At 50.8% G+C, this 16,915-nt stretch carries 15 protein-coding genes; 12 read left to right on the top strand and 3 right to left on the bottom strand.

Translation table 11 applies throughout. From position 1 onward, the window contains the following. Positions 1 to 56: 56 nt before the first annotated feature. Together L6442_RS31065 and L6442_RS31060 are read right to left on the bottom strand one after the other, a co-directional pair. The gene (locus L6442_RS31065) at positions 57 to 491 is read right to left on the bottom strand and encodes a ferritin-like domain-containing protein (protein WP_212980565.1); all 435 of its coding nucleotides are present in this window, start codon (positions 489 to 491) and stop codon (positions 57 to 59) included. Positions 492 to 648: 157 nt separating this feature from the next. Then, positions 649 to 1,314 (bottom strand): TetR/AcrR family transcriptional regulator, encoded by a 666-nt coding sequence (locus L6442_RS31060; protein WP_212980557.1) that lies wholly within the window; start codon positions 1,312 to 1,314, stop codon positions 649 to 651. A 155-nt stretch (positions 1,315 to 1,469) separates the two neighbouring features. On the opposite strand from L6442_RS31060, the gene L6442_RS31055 reads away from it, so the two are divergent. Next, positions 1,470 to 3,692: an MMPL family transporter gene (locus L6442_RS31055; RefSeq protein WP_212980556.1), complete on the top strand. Its 2,223-nt coding sequence runs from the start codon at positions 1,470 to 1,472 to the stop codon at positions 3,690 to 3,692. A gap of 111 nt (positions 3,693 to 3,803) precedes the next feature. Beyond that, positions 3,804 to 4,904, top strand: coding sequence for a nitric oxide synthase oxygenase (locus tag L6442_RS31050; RefSeq protein WP_212980555.1), 1,101 nt, complete (start codon positions 3,804 to 3,806; stop codon positions 4,902 to 4,904). 244 nt (positions 4,905 to 5,148) lie between these two features. Here the strand turns inward: L6442_RS31050 and L6442_RS31045 are convergent, their stop codons facing one another. Further along, positions 5,149 to 6,696: an FAD-dependent oxidoreductase gene (locus tag L6442_RS31045; protein WP_212980554.1), complete on the bottom strand. Its 1,548-nt coding sequence runs from the start codon at positions 6,694 to 6,696 to the stop codon at positions 5,149 to 5,151. A gap of 197 nt (positions 6,697 to 6,893) precedes the next feature. On the opposite strand from L6442_RS31045, the gene L6442_RS31040 reads away from it, so the two are divergent. The 10 genes from L6442_RS31040 (at position 6,894) to L6442_RS30995 (ending at position 16,914) form a co-directional block, all read left to right on the top strand. After that, entirely contained in the window at positions 6,894 to 7,310 is a 417-nt protein-coding gene (locus tag L6442_RS31040; protein ID WP_212980553.1) for a MerR family transcriptional regulator, read from the top strand. Between the two features lie 304 nt (positions 7,311 to 7,614). Then, entirely contained in the window at positions 7,615 to 9,582 is a 1,968-nt protein-coding gene (locus L6442_RS31035) for a methyl-accepting chemotaxis protein (RefSeq protein WP_212980552.1), read from the top strand. Positions 9,583 to 9,830: 248 nt separating this feature from the next. Further along, positions 9,831 to 11,438, top strand: coding sequence for a spore germination protein (locus L6442_RS31030; protein WP_212980551.1), 1,608 nt, complete (start codon positions 9,831 to 9,833; stop codon positions 11,436 to 11,438). Between the two features lie 7 nt (positions 11,439 to 11,445). After that, positions 11,446 to 12,639 carry a Ger(x)C family spore germination protein gene (locus L6442_RS31025; RefSeq protein ID WP_212980550.1) on the top strand — a complete coding sequence of 398 codons (1,194 nt, stop codon included), beginning with the start codon at positions 11,446 to 11,448 and terminating at the stop codon, positions 12,637 to 12,639. Then, complete coding sequence (locus L6442_RS31020; RefSeq protein ID WP_212980549.1) at positions 12,636 to 12,851, top strand: hypothetical protein; 216 nt, start codon at positions 12,636 to 12,638, stop codon at positions 12,849 to 12,851. Before L6442_RS31025 ends, L6442_RS31020 begins: the two co-directional genes overlap by 4 nt. A 151-nt stretch (positions 12,852 to 13,002) precedes the next feature. Further along, positions 13,003 to 14,115, top strand: a complete 1,113-nt coding sequence (locus L6442_RS31015; protein ID WP_212980548.1) for a GerAB/ArcD/ProY family transporter — start codon at positions 13,003 to 13,005, stop codon at positions 14,113 to 14,115. A gap of 75 nt (positions 14,116 to 14,190) precedes the next feature. Beyond that, positions 14,191 to 14,721: a DUF2062 domain-containing protein gene (locus tag L6442_RS31010; RefSeq protein ID WP_212980564.1), complete on the top strand. Its 531-nt coding sequence runs from the start codon at positions 14,191 to 14,193 to the stop codon at positions 14,719 to 14,721. Positions 14,722 to 14,798: 77 nt separating this feature from the next. Then, complete coding sequence (locus L6442_RS31005) at positions 14,799 to 15,617, top strand: uroporphyrinogen-III synthase (RefSeq protein WP_212980547.1); 819 nt, start codon at positions 14,799 to 14,801, stop codon at positions 15,615 to 15,617. 246 nt (positions 15,618 to 15,863) lie between these two features. Continuing rightward, entirely contained in the window at positions 15,864 to 16,502 is a 639-nt protein-coding gene (locus L6442_RS31000; protein WP_194231742.1) for a ThuA domain-containing protein, read from the top strand. 70 nt (positions 16,503 to 16,572) lie between these two features. Then, on the top strand, positions 16,573 to 16,914 hold the full coding sequence (locus L6442_RS30995; protein WP_212980546.1) for a phasin family protein: 342 nt from the start codon (positions 16,573 to 16,575) through the stop codon (positions 16,912 to 16,914). Position 16,915: the final 1 nt, after the last annotated feature.

Genomic DNA, 16,915 nt, shown 5'->3' with positions numbered 1-16,915 from the left:
AGAACCGGCCAGGAGATGGGCAAACAAAGGGCTTCCCAAGCGGGAAGCCCTTTTTCTTACTGGTTGCTCATCAAATACAGAAACCAAACGGCATGATTCTGTTCATCCATGGCAATGCGGCGAAGCTGCTCTTTCAAGCGGGGGTCCTGAGCGCGGTCCGATAAACCCAAGTAAAAGTCAACGGTTTCTTGTTCATCTTTAAAAGAAGATACAAGTCCTGCTTTATAGTCTTCAGGGCAGGCCTCCGTCTGAACGGGCTGATGCGTTTGGCCGGTCACGCGCGTATATTCCTGCTGGAAAAAATGCAGATGCTTGATTTCGTCCTTCCGGATTTCAAGGATGCGGCTTCTGGCTTCCCCGGCAGGGGCGAGCTTTGCAAGCTGATCATAGCAAATGATCGCGCTGTATTCGCCATTGATCGCTTTAATCAGGTCTCCTGCCAATGCGGCATCCGGATTGGTGGAGGGACGGTAATAGAACTCGTATGGCATCAAGGTGGTAAACCTCCTTACAACGGTATTGGGCTTTTATACCCTATGCATGGAAGGAGGCAAAGGTTCAGACCTGGACGGTTATAGGACTTGCAGACAGTGCAAGAAATGGCGACTCGCGTGGAAAACCGCAGGCGGCTGTCAGATGGTCCGCGGGTTATATTGTCCCTGGCCCGCCGGTTTGTTGTTCCGTACGAAGTCCGACACCGTTCCAGAACATATCGACGATCGTATGCGCAAGCTCTTTTGAAGAGGGCGCAATCTCTTTGGCAATCTCCCGGTTGCCCAACATGAGCATTGATGCCAGCGTATGCGCCATCAGCAGCGGATGCAGCGGACGAATCTCTTCTTTTTCGATCGCTTCCGTCAGGCTGACGGTCAGCACTTTGTATATGCTTTCCTCGCTTTCGCGGATGCTTTTGAGCTGTTCTTTGGAGAGAGAATCGGAAGCTTTGCGCAGAATCGCCTCAAAATCACCATGCGGAAACCGCAATTTTCGCTCGGCAAGCATCACTAACCGGTCGTACAGCGGCATGTCCTCCTGCTGTATAATCTGCTGTGAGGTCGTTTTGGCTTTTTCCATCATGGCTGTGACGGCTGCCGTAAATAGCTGGGCTTTATTTTCGAAGTGATAATATATAGAAGCTTTGGTTACCCCGCATACCTTGGCGATTTGCTGCAAGGTTACCGGTTCATAGCCGTATTCCATAAATAGATCGGATGCCGTTTTCAGAATGAAAAGGTTTGTCGCTTGTTCGTTGGCCTGCCGTTTCGGCCTGCCTGGAGGGCGGGTAGTTTTGGGTTTCATCGGTGAATTCGTCATGAATATTCCTCCATGAATTAAAATATATGTTTGATAATTAACCTTCCGGTATATATAATTAATCTGCGTGAAGTTGATCACATCTTGATTTAAGCATTGCAAAACAATACATATACTATACCATGCATGCCGGGGTACGGGTGAGGAGGAGAGTTATGGAACATGAACAAGGATGGGGGCGTTTTGTTGCCGGAAAGCGAAGCAAGTGGGTTACGCTGGCGACCTGGGTTCTCATCGTGGGCGTTCTCAGCGCAATGTGGCCGATGGTCAACAAGGAGGTTCAAAACAATGCCGCAAATTTACCGGACGACCAGCCATCGGTTCAGGCCGCAAAAGTGGCGAAGGAGCAATTCGGCAGCGGATCGGTCCCGGCGTTATTGGTTTGGCACCGCGAGGGCGGACTGCAAGACGAGGATCTCCAACATGTACAGAAGTTGTTTGGGGGATGGGCGACCATGCCGGTTCCGTATCAGGACAGCGTCCCTCCTTTTGATAAAATGCCTGTGCAGGCATTGCGCGCGCAACTCTCCCAGGACCAAAGCACGCTGGTAACCCCGGTATTGTTTAGAAGCGACGTCGCCAGCGATCATCTGAAGGAGGGCGTACAACAGCTGAAGAATCAGGCCGCCCGGGAGTTCGGCAGTGATCCCTTTGCGGCAAGCCAAACCTCCGGAAGCGAACTGAGCGCCCGGGTGACAGGTCCTGTCGGCATTTCCATCGATGCGGTGGGCTTGTTCAAGAATGCCGATTTCAAACTGATGATGGCTACCGTTATTCTTGTGCTGGTGATTCTGCTGCTTATTTACCGCTCGCCGATTCTGGCTTTGATTCCGCTCGTTGCCGTCGGATTCGCTTACGGCGCGATCAGCCCGCTGCTTGGCCTGATGGCGGCAAAAGGCTGGATCACCGTTGATTCGCAGGCCATATCCATCATGACGGTGCTGCTGTTTGGTGCAGGCACGGACTACTGCCTCTTCCTTGTCTCCCATTTCCGGCATTTGCTGAGAGAGGAAGAAAGCAAAGGCAAGGCGCTGCTGCAGGCTATTACCGAAACCTCGGGGGCCATTGCCATGAGCGGGTTTACGGTGGTGCTGTCGCTGCTTGCGCTGCTGCTGGCCCGGTACGGAGCCCATCATCGTTTTGCCGTTCCGTTCAGCGTATCGATCCTGGTCATGGTGGTTGCAAGCTTAACGCTTGTACCGGCGCTGCTGGCCATTTTCGGACGCGTATCGTTTTTTCCGTTTATCCCGCGCACGCCGGCAATGGAAGAGGAACGTGCCGGCCGCAAAGGCAAAAAGTATTATCAACCGAAACCACAAAAAGAAAGCTTTATCGGCAGATTGGTTATTGCCCGGCCTTGGATGATTGTCATCGTGACGCTGGTCGTGCTTGGAGGGCTCGCTTCATTTTCCGGTCAGGTAAAATTCACTTACGATATCATGTCTTCTTTTCCGAAAAGCATGGAATCTAGGGAAGGATATGACATGATCGGCAAACAGTTTTCCCCGGGAGTACTGGCTCCGGTTAAACTGATGGCGGAGGCGGGAAGCCATGCGGATGCGCTTGGGGCCAAACTTGCAGAGCTTCCCTATATCGATAAAGTTTCCAAGCCGCAAAAGGGCGGGCAAAATTCCGATATTCTCGCTTACGATATGGAACTTGAGATGAATCCATATTCGACCGAGGCGATAGATTCGATACCGAAGCTGCGCGAAGCCGCCGAGCAGTCCCTGCGGGAAGCGGGGATCGCGTCGCCTGAGGATAAGGTATGGATCGGCGGCCAAACCGCCATCCAATATGACACGAGAGCAACCGGCGACCGGGATACGCTCGTCATCATTCCGGTGGTGATCGGCATGATCACGCTGCTGCTGCTCGTATATCTGCGTTCGGTCACAGCTACCGTTTATTTGGTGCTGACCGTCATTTTATCTTATTTCTCGGCGCTTGGCCTCGGCTGGATCATCATCCATTACGGGCTTGGAGCAGACGCAATCCAGGGTGCGATTCCGCTATATTCTTTCGTATTCCTGGTGGCTCTAGGGGAAGATTACAACATCTTTATGATCTCAAGCATTTGGAAAAAGAAAAAAGAGATGCCTTTCAAGCAGGCGATCAAGGAAGGCGTAGGCGAGACGGGTTCCGTGATTACGTCAGCAGGTCTGATATTGGCGGGGACATTTGCAGTGCTTGCATCGCTGCCGATCCAGGTTCTGGTCCAGTTCGGCATTATTACGGCCGTAGGCGTGCTGCTGGATACCTTCATCGTCCGGCCTTTCCTGGTTCCGGCAATCACCACGCTGCTTGGGTCCTGGGCTTTCTGGCCATCGAAGCATGCTGAGGTTCAAGAATCGGCCGCGCATACGGAAATCAGATAGAAATATAAAAGCAGGGTTCACGAAGATATCAAGTTTGACGCGGCCCGGCGCCCCTATTTATGGCTATAATATGAAATTATAGCTTCACAACCCAGATGAGGTGATGGACCGATGAAAGCACGAGATATTCTGCTTCAGGAAGCGGAAGATTATATAAAAACATGTTATACGGAGCTGGGAAAAACGGAACAGGAGACATGCGCCCGGCTGGAGGAAATCCGTCAGGAAATTGACCAGGGCGGAACGTATGAGCATACCTTCGAGGAGCTGGAGCATGGAGCCAAAATGGCTTGGCGCAACAGCAACCGCTGCATCGGGAGGTTGTTCTGGGATTCGATGGTCGTGCGGGATCAGCGGCATTTGGAGCATCCCGAAGACATCTATGCGTCGCTATTGAACCATATCGAATCAGCGACGAACGGCGGCAAAATCATTCCGACCATTTCGGTATTTAAGCCCCCAGGTCCAAACAGTGAAGGGGTCCGCATTTGGAACCATCAGCTGATTCGCTATGCGGGTTATGAAACGGAAAGCGGAATCATCGGCGATCCCGCTTCCGTTACGTTTACGAAAACCTGTTTGGATATGGGCTGGAACGGAAACAGAACGGATTTCGACGTGCTGCCGCTTCTGATTCAATCCGGCGATAGCGACCCGGTTCTCTTCAATATTCCGGACGAGCTGGTGCTGGAGGTACCGCTGACGCATCCCGATTATCCGTCGTTCGGGGATCTGGGGCTGCGATGGTACGCGGTACCGATCATTTCGGATATGTTGCTCGTCATTGGCGGCATCCGCTACACGGCCGCCCCGTTTAACGGCTGGTATATGGCGACGGAGATCGGCGCCCGCAATTTCGCGGACGAAAACCGTTATAATGCTCTTCCGCATGTCGCCGAGCTGATGGGGCTTTCAACCGCAAGCGAAACGACGTTATGGCGTGATCGCGCGCTGGTTGAAATGAACGTTGCCGTCCTGCATTCCTATAAGCAAGCAGGCGTGAGCATCGTCGATCATCATACCGCGGCCGCGCAATTCAAGCTGTTTGAACAGCGGGAGGCCGAATGCGGGCGTCCGCTGACCGGGTACTGGAATTGGCTTATACCGCCGATATCGCCGGCCACGACGCATATTTTCCATCACTCTTACGACAATACGCTGGTCTTTCCTAATTTTCTGAAAAGATCGGAGATTAACGATATATCCCGTTAAGCACTGACTACTACTAACTTGCTGCATTTCTATCATTTATTTAAGCAGTGGGACCTGATTTACAGTTGACCCTAAAAATATGAAAAAGCGTCTCTGAAGCTTGTCTATACAGGCATCAGGGACGCTTTTACATCTTTCTGCGGTTGCTCTGCAGCGTTTAAGCGGGCTGACAGAAAGCTTGTGTTGGTTTAGCTGTGATCCGCCGAGAATGGCATCGTTTCCGCCTTGACCGCGATGAGACAAGTTACTCGTGCGAATCCAATATCTCAAGCGGCTTTTTCGCCGGACCTGTAAGCACGTTCCCCTCGTAGCTGAACCGGGAGCCGTGACATGGGCAATCCCAGCTGCGTTCCCCCTCGTTCCACTCTACTTCGCAGCCCATATGGGTGCACGTCGTATCGACCAAATACAAATTGCCTTTGGCATCCCGGTAAGCCCCGGCACGTTTGCCGTTATGCGTGACTACGCCGCCTTCATCAGGCTGCAGATCTTCGGCTTTGCGCTGAACGAGGCCGACTTTGCCTGCAACAAGATGTTTGGCCACGTCGGCATTTTGCACGACGAAAGTTTTGATGGACGGATCGGCTTTAAAGCGGGAAGGAGTATACAGCAGCGTATATGGATTGTCTTTTCCCAAAATATGATCGGACAGCATCATACCCGATAACGTGCCGTGAGTCATGCCCCACTTGTTAAAACCGGTCGCTACGTAAATGCCCTTGTCCGCAGCCGTGATTTGCCCGATATACGGCACCTTGTCCAGTGTAACGAGATCCTGAGCGGACCAGCGGAACGGGATGCCGTTGTTTCCGAACAACTTGCTGCCGAAATGCTCCAACTCCTCATAATGGTTATGGGTGCACTGGCTTTGGCCGGTCTTGTGGTTTTCCCCCCCGGCGATGACGACCTCCTCGCCGTTCCAGTTTGCCGAGCGCAGCGAACGTTTAGGTTCATCCGCGCTCAGATACGTTCCGCCTGCAAAAGGAGTTTCCGGCCGGATCGCCACGGCATACGAACGAACCGCATGCAGCCGCGAGAAATACAGGCGGGGGCCGTCGACGAATGGAAAATGGGAAGCCGAAACGACGTGGCTGCAGCGTACTTTATGTTTGCCGCGATAGGTCGTTAACTTGAGCGGGCCGTCTTTGTCCAGGGAGGCGATTGTCGTATTTTCGTAGAGGCGAACCCCGGCTTTGACCATTTCGCTCACCAACTGCTTCAAATAATGCAGCGGATGGAACTGGCCTTGCCCTGGCATTTCGATCGCTCCGCTAACGGCCAGCGGAATCGGAAGTTTATCCCTCCATTGTCCGGGAATGCCCAGTTTGATGTAGGCATCGAATTCTTTTTGCAGCTTCTGCAGCTTTTTATCGGTTTCCATGTACAAATAGGCGCTTTCCGGTTGAAGGTCGCATTCGATGCTGAGCTCGGATACCGTCCTTTGAATAAAGTTCTTGGCTTCCGTGTTGGCCTCGTAATACATCTTTGCTTGTTCCTCGCCAAAATGATTCAAGAGCTCGTCATAAATCAAACCATGCTGAGCAGAAATCTTGGCGGTGGTATGCCCGGTCGTGCCGTTCAGAATGCTCCCCGCCTCAAGCAGCGCAACCTTGCAGCCTTGGCGTGCCAGTAGATAGGCGGTCGTGATGCCGGTGATGCCTCCCCCGACAATCGCGGTATCAACCTCAATATCTTCGGTCAGCGGCGGGAAGGAGGGCAACTCCGTCGTGGCTCTCCACAACGACTCGGGAAACTGCGGCAGTGATCGGGAAACGGGATCAGATGGTTTCATGGCATATCCTCCTCAAAGTATTTCATTCTATTTATTTCCACTTGCCCTTAAAAAGAAACAAAGGTTTCTTGGAAAACGGGATGATCGGCAAAATTTCAGCCGAGGAAGCTCGGTCCTGAGTACAAGGCATTGGCTTTCGCTTCCGGGGAAGGATATACTTAAGGTATACCTTTTGACAATATAGGGGGAGACAGGCAATGGATTGGCTTAAAATCGATGATGTTGCCAAAGAGACGGGGCTGACGAAGCGTTCGATCCGGTATTATGAAGAGATCGGCCTGATGAAATCGCCGGAGCGGTCCGATGGCGGCATTCGATTATATACGGAAGAAGACGTGCAGCAGCTGAAAAATATCGTTCTGGCCAAAAAAGTGCTTGGTTTTTCGCTGCAGGAAATTCAGGAATTTCTGCAGATTCACGATCAGGTCATAAAGCACCGCAGCAACGCCTCCTCATCTTCGGATGAAGCCCTGCGCCAGGCAGAGCTGGATCGTATGGCCGAAGCGGTGGAAAAACAGCTGAAGCTGGTTGACTATAAAATTTCGGAAATGACCAAAGTCAGAGATGAATTGGCCGGGCTCAGCGGACGAATTTATCAAGCGATGCAGAAATAGAATAAGGACGGCCCAGAGTTCATTGGGTTGTCCTTTTTGTCGTTTAGAGGGATGGAATTCAAAAAAATAGGTCGTGCGTTAAAAATCTTGGCATAATTTCAAAGAAAAAATTATGTTTCAAGGCCTGGGCCTCTTTGCCTATGTTACGGATAATGATAGAATATTTTGTAAATGGATATTAGTAGAAGAAATAGTGCAATATTCCGATGTTCTAAGAACGATTGCCTTTATACTACTATGTTCCACCGTAAAATATTTGGGTCCCAGGACCGCAGTTTCAATAAGCGGAAAGGAAAATGCCTTTGTGAAACGATTTACAATGACCATTAAAAGAAAGTTATTGCTCACGTATCTCATCGTTTTGCTTGTACCCAGCATTATGATCGGCATGTTGTCCTATCAATCGGCAAAAAAAGCAAATGCCGAGGATATGATGAACAGCGCGCTGGAAAGCACCAAATCGGCTGACAATATCGTGACCCAAAATATTCAGGCGAAAATGGATGATATAGCCTATTTGCTGAAGCAGCCTTATGTAGAGCGTGCTGTCAATGATCCTCTCGGCAAAAGCGGGGAGCTTAAGGCGCAGTTGGATCAATATATGGAACTGCATAAAGATGTCAAAGACGTCATCGTCGGCATCGATGGCGGATATTTTGTGCGCGCTTCCAGAGATCCTTTGCCGGAGCAATATGACGTTACGAAGCAGGACTGGTATATCCGGGCGCTCAAACAGGGCAAGACGCCGACCATTTCTCCGGTATTTAAGGCAGCCAACGGGAAAATGGCGGTTTCTATTTCGCAAACCATCCCCTCCGGTAAAGGCGTTCTCTCTATCGAACTGAACCTTGATACAATTAGAACGCTGACAAACATGAAGCTTGGGACCAAGGGTTACATCTTCATAACTGATCAGGCTAAAAATTATGTCGTGCATCCGAAATATACGGGGCAGAAAGCGGAAGGCGATTATCTGGAACCACTTTACGAGAGCTCCGAAGGCCGGTTTTCATACAGATTCGAGAATGCGGCCAAGCGAATGGCTTTTTCGACCAATAAGCTGACGGGCTGGAAAATTGCCGGTTCGATGTATGAGGACGAAATTGAAGCTTCGGCAGCGGGTATCCGAAACGCGGTGTCGATTGTGATGGTCATTTCCATTCTGGCGGCACTTGTGATCATCTTCCTCAATATCCGGTCGATTATCCGTCCGATCGACAGATTGACGAAAGCGACGGAGCGGATCAGCCAGGGAGATTTAAGAGAGGATATCGATACATCAAGCAGGGATGAGATCGGAAACTTGAGCCGCCATTTTCAAGCGATGGTCGACAGCCTGCGTACGATGATTGTAAACGTGCAGGAAATCACTGCTCAGGTCAGCCAGTCTGCGAAAGGATTGTCGGCAGGCGCCGATCAGACGACAAAAGCCATTGAGACCGTGACCGAGGCTATACAGGAAGTAGCGGCCGGAAGCGATCAGCAGCTGCGCAGCGTCGAGAAGAGCATGGAAAGCATGGATGTCATGTCTATGCAATCGGAAAACATCCGCAGCCATATGGAGGATGCTTCGACCAAAATGTCGCATACATCCGTTTCGGCGGAAGAGGGTTATGCGGCCGTTGTGGGCGTTACGGATAAAATTCAGGAAATACATACGACCGTCAGCGATTTGGACCATACGGTCGCGAACATGAACAAACGTGCCGGTCAGATCGGCGAAATCGTCACCTTGATGGCGGACATCGCCAAGCAAACGCATCTGCTTGCGCTTAACGCCTCCATCGAGGCGGCGCGTGCCGGAGAGCATGGTAAAGGTTTTGCCGTCGTGGCGGTCGAAGTGCGAAAATTGGCGGAGCAGTCCGGACATTCTGCAAGGCGGATTGAAGAATTGGTAAGAGGCATGTATGAAGAGATGCAGCGGGTGCTTGGCGCGATGGGCGATGCCAAAGGCAGGGTGTTTGAGGGAATGGAAGCTGCGGAGTTTACAGGCAAATCCTTTACCCGCATTCGCGAGGCTGTTCAGGGAGCGGCGGAAGGCATCCATTCTGCGGCGGAAGCTTCCCAGGAGCTGGCGCGAAATGGGGAAAACGCAGTCGAATCCATTCGCCATATCCGGAGCCTGTCGGAAATTGCGGCAGACAATACACAGTCTGTGTCGGCTTCCGCCCAGGAGCAGCTTGCATCCATCGAAGAGGTTGCTTCATCGGCGGAGCATCTAAGCAGGCTGGCTGAGAAGCTGCAGGAACTGGTGGACAAATTTAAAATATAACATCGATATAAGATCTTCATGACTCCAAAAGAAGCGGGCAGGCCTTGATATGGCCTGGCCGCTTCTTTTTTAACTTCCTTCCGGGTTCCCCGCAAAGTAATCGGAATAAGCTTCGAAGGCCATGCGTCACTTTGTGGGGTTATTTTAGTTTTATCTGGCCCATCATCACATAATTTATCCAATTTTGGCACAAGCTATGGCGTGACTGATCCAGAGAAAGAAAGCCGGAATACGAGGGGGTAAGCATAATGAGGAGACGTAAACTGAATTCAGGCAGCACACCTGCAGCGCTGCCGTCCGGCATACCGCTCGGGCTTCCTTCTCCGCCGTGGGAGAAGCTGAATATCCAAAAAAGTCTGGATCAGAATGTCCAGACGCTGAAAACGATTTTTAGAGACTGCTCGGACATGATTTACCGCTCGATCGAAATCGCTCCGGGTATTCGTGCTTTTATCGTTTATGTTGAGGGAATCGTCATGTCCCTTGAACTTGATTCCCATATACTGGAGCCGATTATCGAAGCGTATGTGCGAATGCAAAATGCCGACCCACCCGAGCAAGTGGAGGCATCTGATCTGGAACCGCTGGAAAATACCCGTATTTCTCTGTCCCAGGTCAAGAGTGCATCAAAGTGGATCGATGCGGTCGAAGGCATTTTGAATTCCAGTGTGGCGGTGTTTGTGGATGGCCTGGACGAGGTGCAGCTTTTTAACATTAAAGCCGGCATCCGGCGTATGGTACAGGAGCCCGAAACGGAATCTGTCATCCGCGGACCGCGTGAAGGTTTTACCGAAATGCTTCGCGTCAATACGGCGCTTCTCCGCTTCAAGATCAAGACGCCGAATCTTAAGATGTACAGCATGGTCCTTGGGGCGAATACCAAAACAGATATCGTCGTTTCTTATATTGAAGGGCTTGCCGATCCTAAAATGGTCAATGATGTGAAAGAGCGTCTCAAAGATATCAAAATCGACGGTATACTCGAATCGGGTTATATCGAAGAGTTTATCGAGGACCATCCCTATTCGCCGTTCCCGCAAATGATGTATACGGAGCGTCCCGACAGTGTCGCTGCCCAGCTTCTTGAAGGAAGATGCGCCATCTTTGTTGATGGGACGCCTTTCGTCCTGATTGCACCCGTGACTTTTTTTCAGTTGATGCAGGCAGGAGAAGACTACTACGAGCGGTATTTTATAACGAATTTTATCCGATGGATCCGGTATGGCTTTTTGTTTTTGGCCTTGTTTCTGCCCTCTCTTTATATTGCGGTGACGACCTTTCACCAGGACATGCTGCCGACCACTCTTGTGCTGAGCATCGCCGCGGCGCGGGAAGCCATTCCTTTCCCTGCGCTGGTGGAAGCGTTAATGATGGAGATCTCCTTTGAAGCGCTGCGGGAGGCGGGCGTGCGTCTGCCAAAGACGGTAGGTCAGGCTGTCAGCATTCTCGGGGCGCTCGTGATCGGCCAAGCAGCCGTTCAGGCGGGGATTGTCTCGGCGCCGATGGTGATTATCGTTTCGATGACCGGCATCGCCTCCTTTACCATCCCGCATTATAATCTGGCGATTACGATACGTCTGCTGCGGTTTCCGTTGATGCTGCTGGCTGGCGTACTCGGTCTGTTCGGCATCATCGTTGGCATTACATGGATTCTGGTTCACGTGACGCAGCTGACTTCTTTTGGCGTTCCGTACATGTCGGGAGTCAGTCCGTTCCATGAGCAGGACCATAAGGATATTTTCGTCCGGACTCCGTGGTGGAAAATGGGCAGACGGCCATCCTGGCTGTCGAAGAAAAATCAGGAGCGGGAAAAGCCGGAAATCAACGGCACACCCGCCTCCGACAAGGTATGGTGATGCACAGATGAAAAGGTTTTATACCGCAGGTTTGCTGCTGTGCGTGTCGATAGGGCTTACCGGCTGCTGGGACCGCACCGAGATTAACGACATGGCGTTTGTCATCGGCTCCTGTGTGGATAAAGAAGGCGGTTTGTACCGGAGCACGCTGCAAATCGCGCTTCCCGGCAATCTGGGCGGAAGCGGGAGTCAGGGCGGAGGCGGCGGAACGGCGGGAAATAAAAAGTATTATCTGGAATCCAAGACCGGGATTACGCTCCACAGATCCAATTTTGAGGTACAGGCTGGAAACTCCAGAAAACTTTCGTTTGCCCACAGCCGCACGCTGCTGATCGGCGAGGAGTTTGCCAAAGGGGGAATCGGCCCGATGCTTGACCAGTTTGCCCGCATTCCGCAAAACCGGCTTTCTACCCTGGTGGCTATAACGTCGGGTCCGGCTTATAAAATCATTAACGCTAGCGCGCCAATGGAGCAGTTCCCCAGCGAGATGATTCGGGAACTGATGGTCAAGTTCGCGAAAAAACCGGTTACGCTCAAATATCTCGCCAATGACATGCTCACGGAAGGAGTCGACGTTTCCCTGCCGTATATTTCGCTGCAGGAGGCGGTGCCAAAGGATTTAGGAGACAAAAATGACAAGAAAAACATCCAAATTACCGGTTTGGCGCTGTTTAAGAATGACGAGCTTGTAGGCGTCCTGAAAGGCCCGGAAGTGAAAATGGTCACTTTGGGGTTGAAGCAAGCAACCACTTCGGATGTGGTAGTGCCCAGCCCTACCGGGACAGGGCATATTACCATCTTGTTTACGGAAAATCTGGTTACGTTCAAACCCTTCATTCAAGGCGATGATATTACAATGCACATGAATATTTTGGCCAAGGGGGCCGTGATTGAAAATAATTCGGACTATGATCTCGGCAACGAGCAGCATATGAAAAAGCTGGAGCGGCAAGCAAGCAAGGAAATGATCGGGCAAATCCGTTCCGGTCTCCGTCAGATTCAGGAGCATTATCGCTCGGATGTTTTTGGCTTTGGCCGCACGATCCGCCAAAATAATCCGCGTGCCTGGGATCGGTTCAAGAATCGTTGGTATGAGCTGTATCCAAACGTCAAGGTTGTGATTAACACCAATCTGCATGTAGAAAACATCGGAGCTGTAAGCAAGCCGTTCGGCAGAAAAGACAAGGAGCTGGAGCAATGAGCCAAATTTGGATCTTTTACATTGTGGCGGCGGCCATCATTCTGCTTGTGGATTATAAGGTGATCCGCGATCTTCCCAAAATAAACCGCTGGTTTACGTACGTATTCCTGCTTGCGGGCATGGGGGTTTTCGTCTACACCTTGCAGATTAACCATGTTGTATATGCTTCGGCTTGGCTGCAGAAATGGCTGAGCCCGTTGGTGCCTTTTTAAAAATTAAAGTCTTTTGGGGTCCCCGTCCCTATCTTCGTTCAACTGAAGCGTTTTGAAAAAACGCACATCGGAAGCAGCTCCGGTGCTGAAAACCGGCCTTTTTGAACACGCACTTTAAGAATATCCTGTCAGATAAGGAGAAACGCCTGCCATGCAAAAAATTACCTCGCGCCAAATCGTGCTGCTTGGGATCATGTATGTCATTAATACGACAATGTTGAATGTGCCGAGCCAGCTTATCACCAGGGCGCATCAGCATGCCTTTATTTGCTATCTGCTGTCCGGCGCCCTGGTTCTGCTCATGCTGTTCCTGCTGACCAGAAGCTCCTTGCGTTTTCCCGGCCAGGACCTGTTCCAGTCGCTGACAAGCCGTTTTCCGTTCATCGGGAAAGTCATCGTCGTACTGTATATTCTGTTTTACTTTATGGTTCTCGTGCGCGATATCCGCATCATATCCGATTTTACTAATGTCGTGCTGCTTCCGATTACTCCATCCCTTATTATCGCGCTTTGCATTACAGCGACCGTCATCTATATCGCCAGGGGCGGGGCGAAGACGGTGCTAGGCATTACGGAGCTGTACGGACCGATCATTATCATCGTGTTCGCCTTGATGCCGATTATCGTATTCCGGGATTTCAATTTCGGTCTAATGAGGCCTTTATTGCATGTCAATTGGGAGAAGACTTTTGAAGGGAGCTGGATTTCCGTTGCTTATTTGGGACAGATGATCATTCTCCCGTTTATTTTCTCCAGCAAGGATTACAAATTCAAATACGGCTTTTATTCCATGCTGATCGCCGCCGGTATTTTGGCTGGTCTGGTCATTATGATCATTCTTCTGCTCGGGGTTGAGGTATCGGGAAGGATGATGTATCCGACATACGAGTTGGTGCGCCAGCTGCGGATTACCGATTTTCTGGACCGTTTTGACCTGATCGTGGTTGCCTTGTGGTTTCCGGGGGTGCTGCTTAACCTTTCGATCAGCCTGTACATCATTTGCTACGGAATGAAAATGATCCTGCCGTCGTTATCCGGAAAAATGATGGCCGCCCCGATCGGCCTGTTCGCCTTCAGCTGCGCTTTGTGGTTCTATTCCAGTTCCATTGAACTGTTTAATTTCAATAAGGAATGGACGCTGATCGCCCTCTTTTTTATTCTCGTTCTGCCGCTCTTGATATTTGCTATCCACCGTCCTGTGAAAGACCCGAAGAGAACGGGACATCTGGGTAATGTTCGCTTAGAAAAAGCGGCCCGAAAATGATACAATGTGCTTAAGGGCGGCCAGGATGATACGGCTCCCCATGCGGCCTAGCGTCGTTTTGGGCTATGAAGGGTGATTACTTTGAAAAAGAAAAAATATAATTTGTTTCACAAGTTTTCCCGAAAAATCAAGTTTAACATGATCAAGCTGTTTCGCTCGCCTGGGGGAGCAAGAAAGGTATCGCTAGGCTTTGCGGTCGGCTTCGGTCTGGAAATGGTCGTCATATCGACCGGATCGCTCGTATACCTTGTTTTTTATCCTGCCGTAAGGCTTTCCGGAGGTTCGCTTCCAGCCGCTATTATCGGCAATGTGATTGGTAAACTGACGTTCTTGCCGATCATTCTTTTACCTTTTGCCAAAAAAATTGGAGAATGGTTATTTCCAAAAAGGATGATCGCCGTGCCAATGCATGAACATGCCTGGCGCAATCTGATGCATGGCGATTTCACGATTTTCAAGCATTTGCTGCAGGGAGGGCTCGATGTTTTGATTGGAATGTCCGTGTTTGGGCTTGTGCTTGGCGTGGCTTCTTATTTTGTGGTTCAATACCTTTACAATCAGCGCAAAAGACATCGGCTATCCAAAAGAGCCGGCGCAACGATGTGAAAATAACTTTTACTCCTTCGGCGTGGTCAAGTATACTGTTCAAAACAGATCTGCTTCATCATTAAGGAGGTGCGAGGTTGGCATATCGATTGACGGGTAAGACAATTGCGTTGACAGGCCCGCGCAAAGCGGAAGACATGGCCAAAATCGTGGAGAAAATGGGAGGGACGGCACTGATCCGTCCGGCGCAGGGGACCGTGTTCCTGGACGATGTGGAGACGCGTAAAAGTTTGGAGGAATGGATGGCGAGCCCTCCGGCATGGACCATTCTGACAACGGGCATGGGGCTGGATGCTTTATTCGGCGTAGCGGCCGGCATGAATGCGGAGCATGATTTGCTGCAAGCCCTGCGGCAATCCCATGTAGCCGCTCGAGGCTACAAAACCGTTAACAGCCTTCGCAAAAGAGGACTGGAACCGCTCGTGCGCGATGACGACGGCAGTACATCCGGCCTGATCCGCGGTTTGGCGGAACATCATCTTCAAGGCAAGGAAGCGGTGCTGCAGTTGCACGGGGATCCCGCACCCAAGCTGGAGGCTTGGCTGCAGGAGCAGGGTGCCCTTGTACGCCGGGTTCTGCCGTATCGGCATATTCCTCCAGAAGCCGAGCAGCTTGAACGGCTGTTGGATGACATTCTCCAACAAGCGATTGATGCGGCTGCGTTCACGAGCGCTCCGCAAATTCGGAATCTGGCGGAATATGCACGCAGCAAGGGCAAACTGGAGGATATGGTTCTGGCCTTCCAGGGCCCTGTAGTCGCTGCGGCCGTCGGTAAAATAACCGCTCAGGCACTGCTGGAGGAAGGCATCACGCGCGTGGTGTATCCGCCGGAAGACGAGCGGATGGGCAGCATGATCGTCGAGCTGGCGCGATATTTTCAGTCCGCGAATATATGAAATTGAAATTATCTTTGGATAAATCGTTTTGTTGTTTGCTTCATGAGGGATGCGAAGAAGAGCGGCATCCCTTTTTCTTTAGATTATAGAATGTATAAGTTTTAAAGCGGAGCTTAAGCATTCTATAATCGCAAGAAAAGCTTCCGTTAAAAAGCGGTCTACCCAGCCTTTTTAATCATTTGAAAAATGTGGAATGATACAAAATAGAAAATCACGGACAGTGTGCAATAGAAGGAGGAATAAGCCTTGTACAATAAAAAAAGCATTTTGCTTGGTGACTACACTCATCCGAAATTCCATCCTCTGCAAGGGGTGGATGCTCAAGTCAGCCATATATTAAACGAAGTGATTTCGGTACAGTGCAGCGAAAATAAAAACCTGTTGTTGCTGGAACATCTGAAGCCCTTTGATCTGTGCATATGTTATTTCGATCTTTGGGACGATCAAGTGTCCAGGCAGCAAACTTCCGGGCTGCTGTCTTATGTAAGCCAGGGGGGCGGCTTGCTTGTCCTCCATAACGGATTATCGCTGGGGAACCGCCGCTTCGAACTGGCCCAATTGTTGGGCGGCCGTTTTAATGGGCATCCGCCGATCCAGACGCTTTCTTTCCGCACGAAAGGGGAGGATGCGATCACGGCCGGCGTCGAACCGTTCGAGCTGGACGAAGAACCTTACCAAATCGAGTTCGACCCATTTACGGAGAAGGAGGTGCTGCTGGAATACAAGCTGGGCGATACTTGGCATCCGGCAGCCTGGAAACATGAATACGGGCTGGGCCGGGTCGTATACTTCATGCCCGGACACCATGAGCCCACGTTCCTGCACCCGCAGGTCCGCAAGCTGATTCTGCAGGCTGCTGCATGGGCGGCACATTTGCCAAGCTGATTCCGTCTGTTCATATTGGCAAAGATTTCAGGGTATAATAAGGGAAATATCGTTTGGGAGGGAATAAAACATGAGTGATCTGTTGAAAAAGGCAATTTCGTTAGGATGGGGTCTTACGATAGTCAGCAAGGAGAAGATCGAAAAAACGGTTGAAGAGCTGGTCAAACGAGGAGAACTTGCGCCTACGGAATCCAAGGAGCTGATTGAACGGCTTGTCGAGCGCGGCGAAGAAGAGAAATCCCAATTCAAGGATTATTTGCGCGAGCAAATCCAGCGGATTTTAACAGAGCTTCATGTACCTTCCGAAAACGATGTGGCCAGCCTGGAACAGCGTATAGCCGCATTGGAAAAGCGGATTGCCGAACTCGAGGAAACCGGCGGGGTAATAAACGCCGAAACGGATAATCAATAAT

The organism is Paenibacillus azoreducens (assembly GCF_021654775.1).
GTDB classification, from domain to species: Bacteria; Bacillota; Bacilli; order Paenibacillales; family Paenibacillaceae; genus Paenibacillus_AQ; species Paenibacillus_AQ azoreducens.
Note: the sequence above shows the minus strand (reverse complement) of the source record. Positions and strands in the feature narration are given on the sequence as shown.

What these genes read in the sequence shown, in the direction of transcription:
- L6442_RS31020 (WP_212980549.1), top strand. Translation starts at nt 12,636, where the DNA reads ATGAGCCAAATTTGGATCTTTTACATTGTGGCGGCGGCCATCATTCTG.
- L6442_RS31060 (WP_212980557.1), bottom strand. Translation starts at nt 1,314, where the DNA reads ATGACGAATTCACCGATGAAACCCAAAACTACCCGCCCTCCAGGCAGG.
- L6442_RS30995 (WP_212980546.1), top strand. Translation starts at nt 16,573, where the DNA reads ATGAGTGATCTGTTGAAAAAGGCAATTTCGTTAGGATGGGGTCTTACG.
- L6442_RS31050 (WP_212980555.1), top strand. Translation starts at nt 3,804, where the DNA reads ATGAAAGCACGAGATATTCTGCTTCAGGAAGCGGAAGATTATATAAAA.
- L6442_RS31030 (WP_212980551.1), top strand. Translation starts at nt 9,831, where the DNA reads ATGAGGAGACGTAAACTGAATTCAGGCAGCACACCTGCAGCGCTGCCG.
- L6442_RS31045 (WP_212980554.1), bottom strand. Translation starts at nt 6,696, where the DNA reads ATGAAACCATCTGATCCCGTTTCCCGATCACTGCCGCAGTTTCCCGAG.
- L6442_RS31065 (WP_212980565.1), bottom strand. Translation starts at nt 491, where the DNA reads ATGCCATACGAGTTCTATTACCGTCCCTCCACCAATCCGGATGCCGCA.
- L6442_RS31040 (WP_212980553.1), top strand. Translation starts at nt 6,894, where the DNA reads ATGGATTGGCTTAAAATCGATGATGTTGCCAAAGAGACGGGGCTGACG.
- L6442_RS31025 (WP_212980550.1), top strand. Translation starts at nt 11,446, where the DNA reads ATGAAAAGGTTTTATACCGCAGGTTTGCTGCTGTGCGTGTCGATAGGG.
- L6442_RS31015 (WP_212980548.1), top strand. Translation starts at nt 13,003, where the DNA reads ATGCAAAAAATTACCTCGCGCCAAATCGTGCTGCTTGGGATCATGTAT.
- L6442_RS31055 (WP_212980556.1), top strand. Translation starts at nt 1,470, where the DNA reads ATGGAACATGAACAAGGATGGGGGCGTTTTGTTGCCGGAAAGCGAAGC.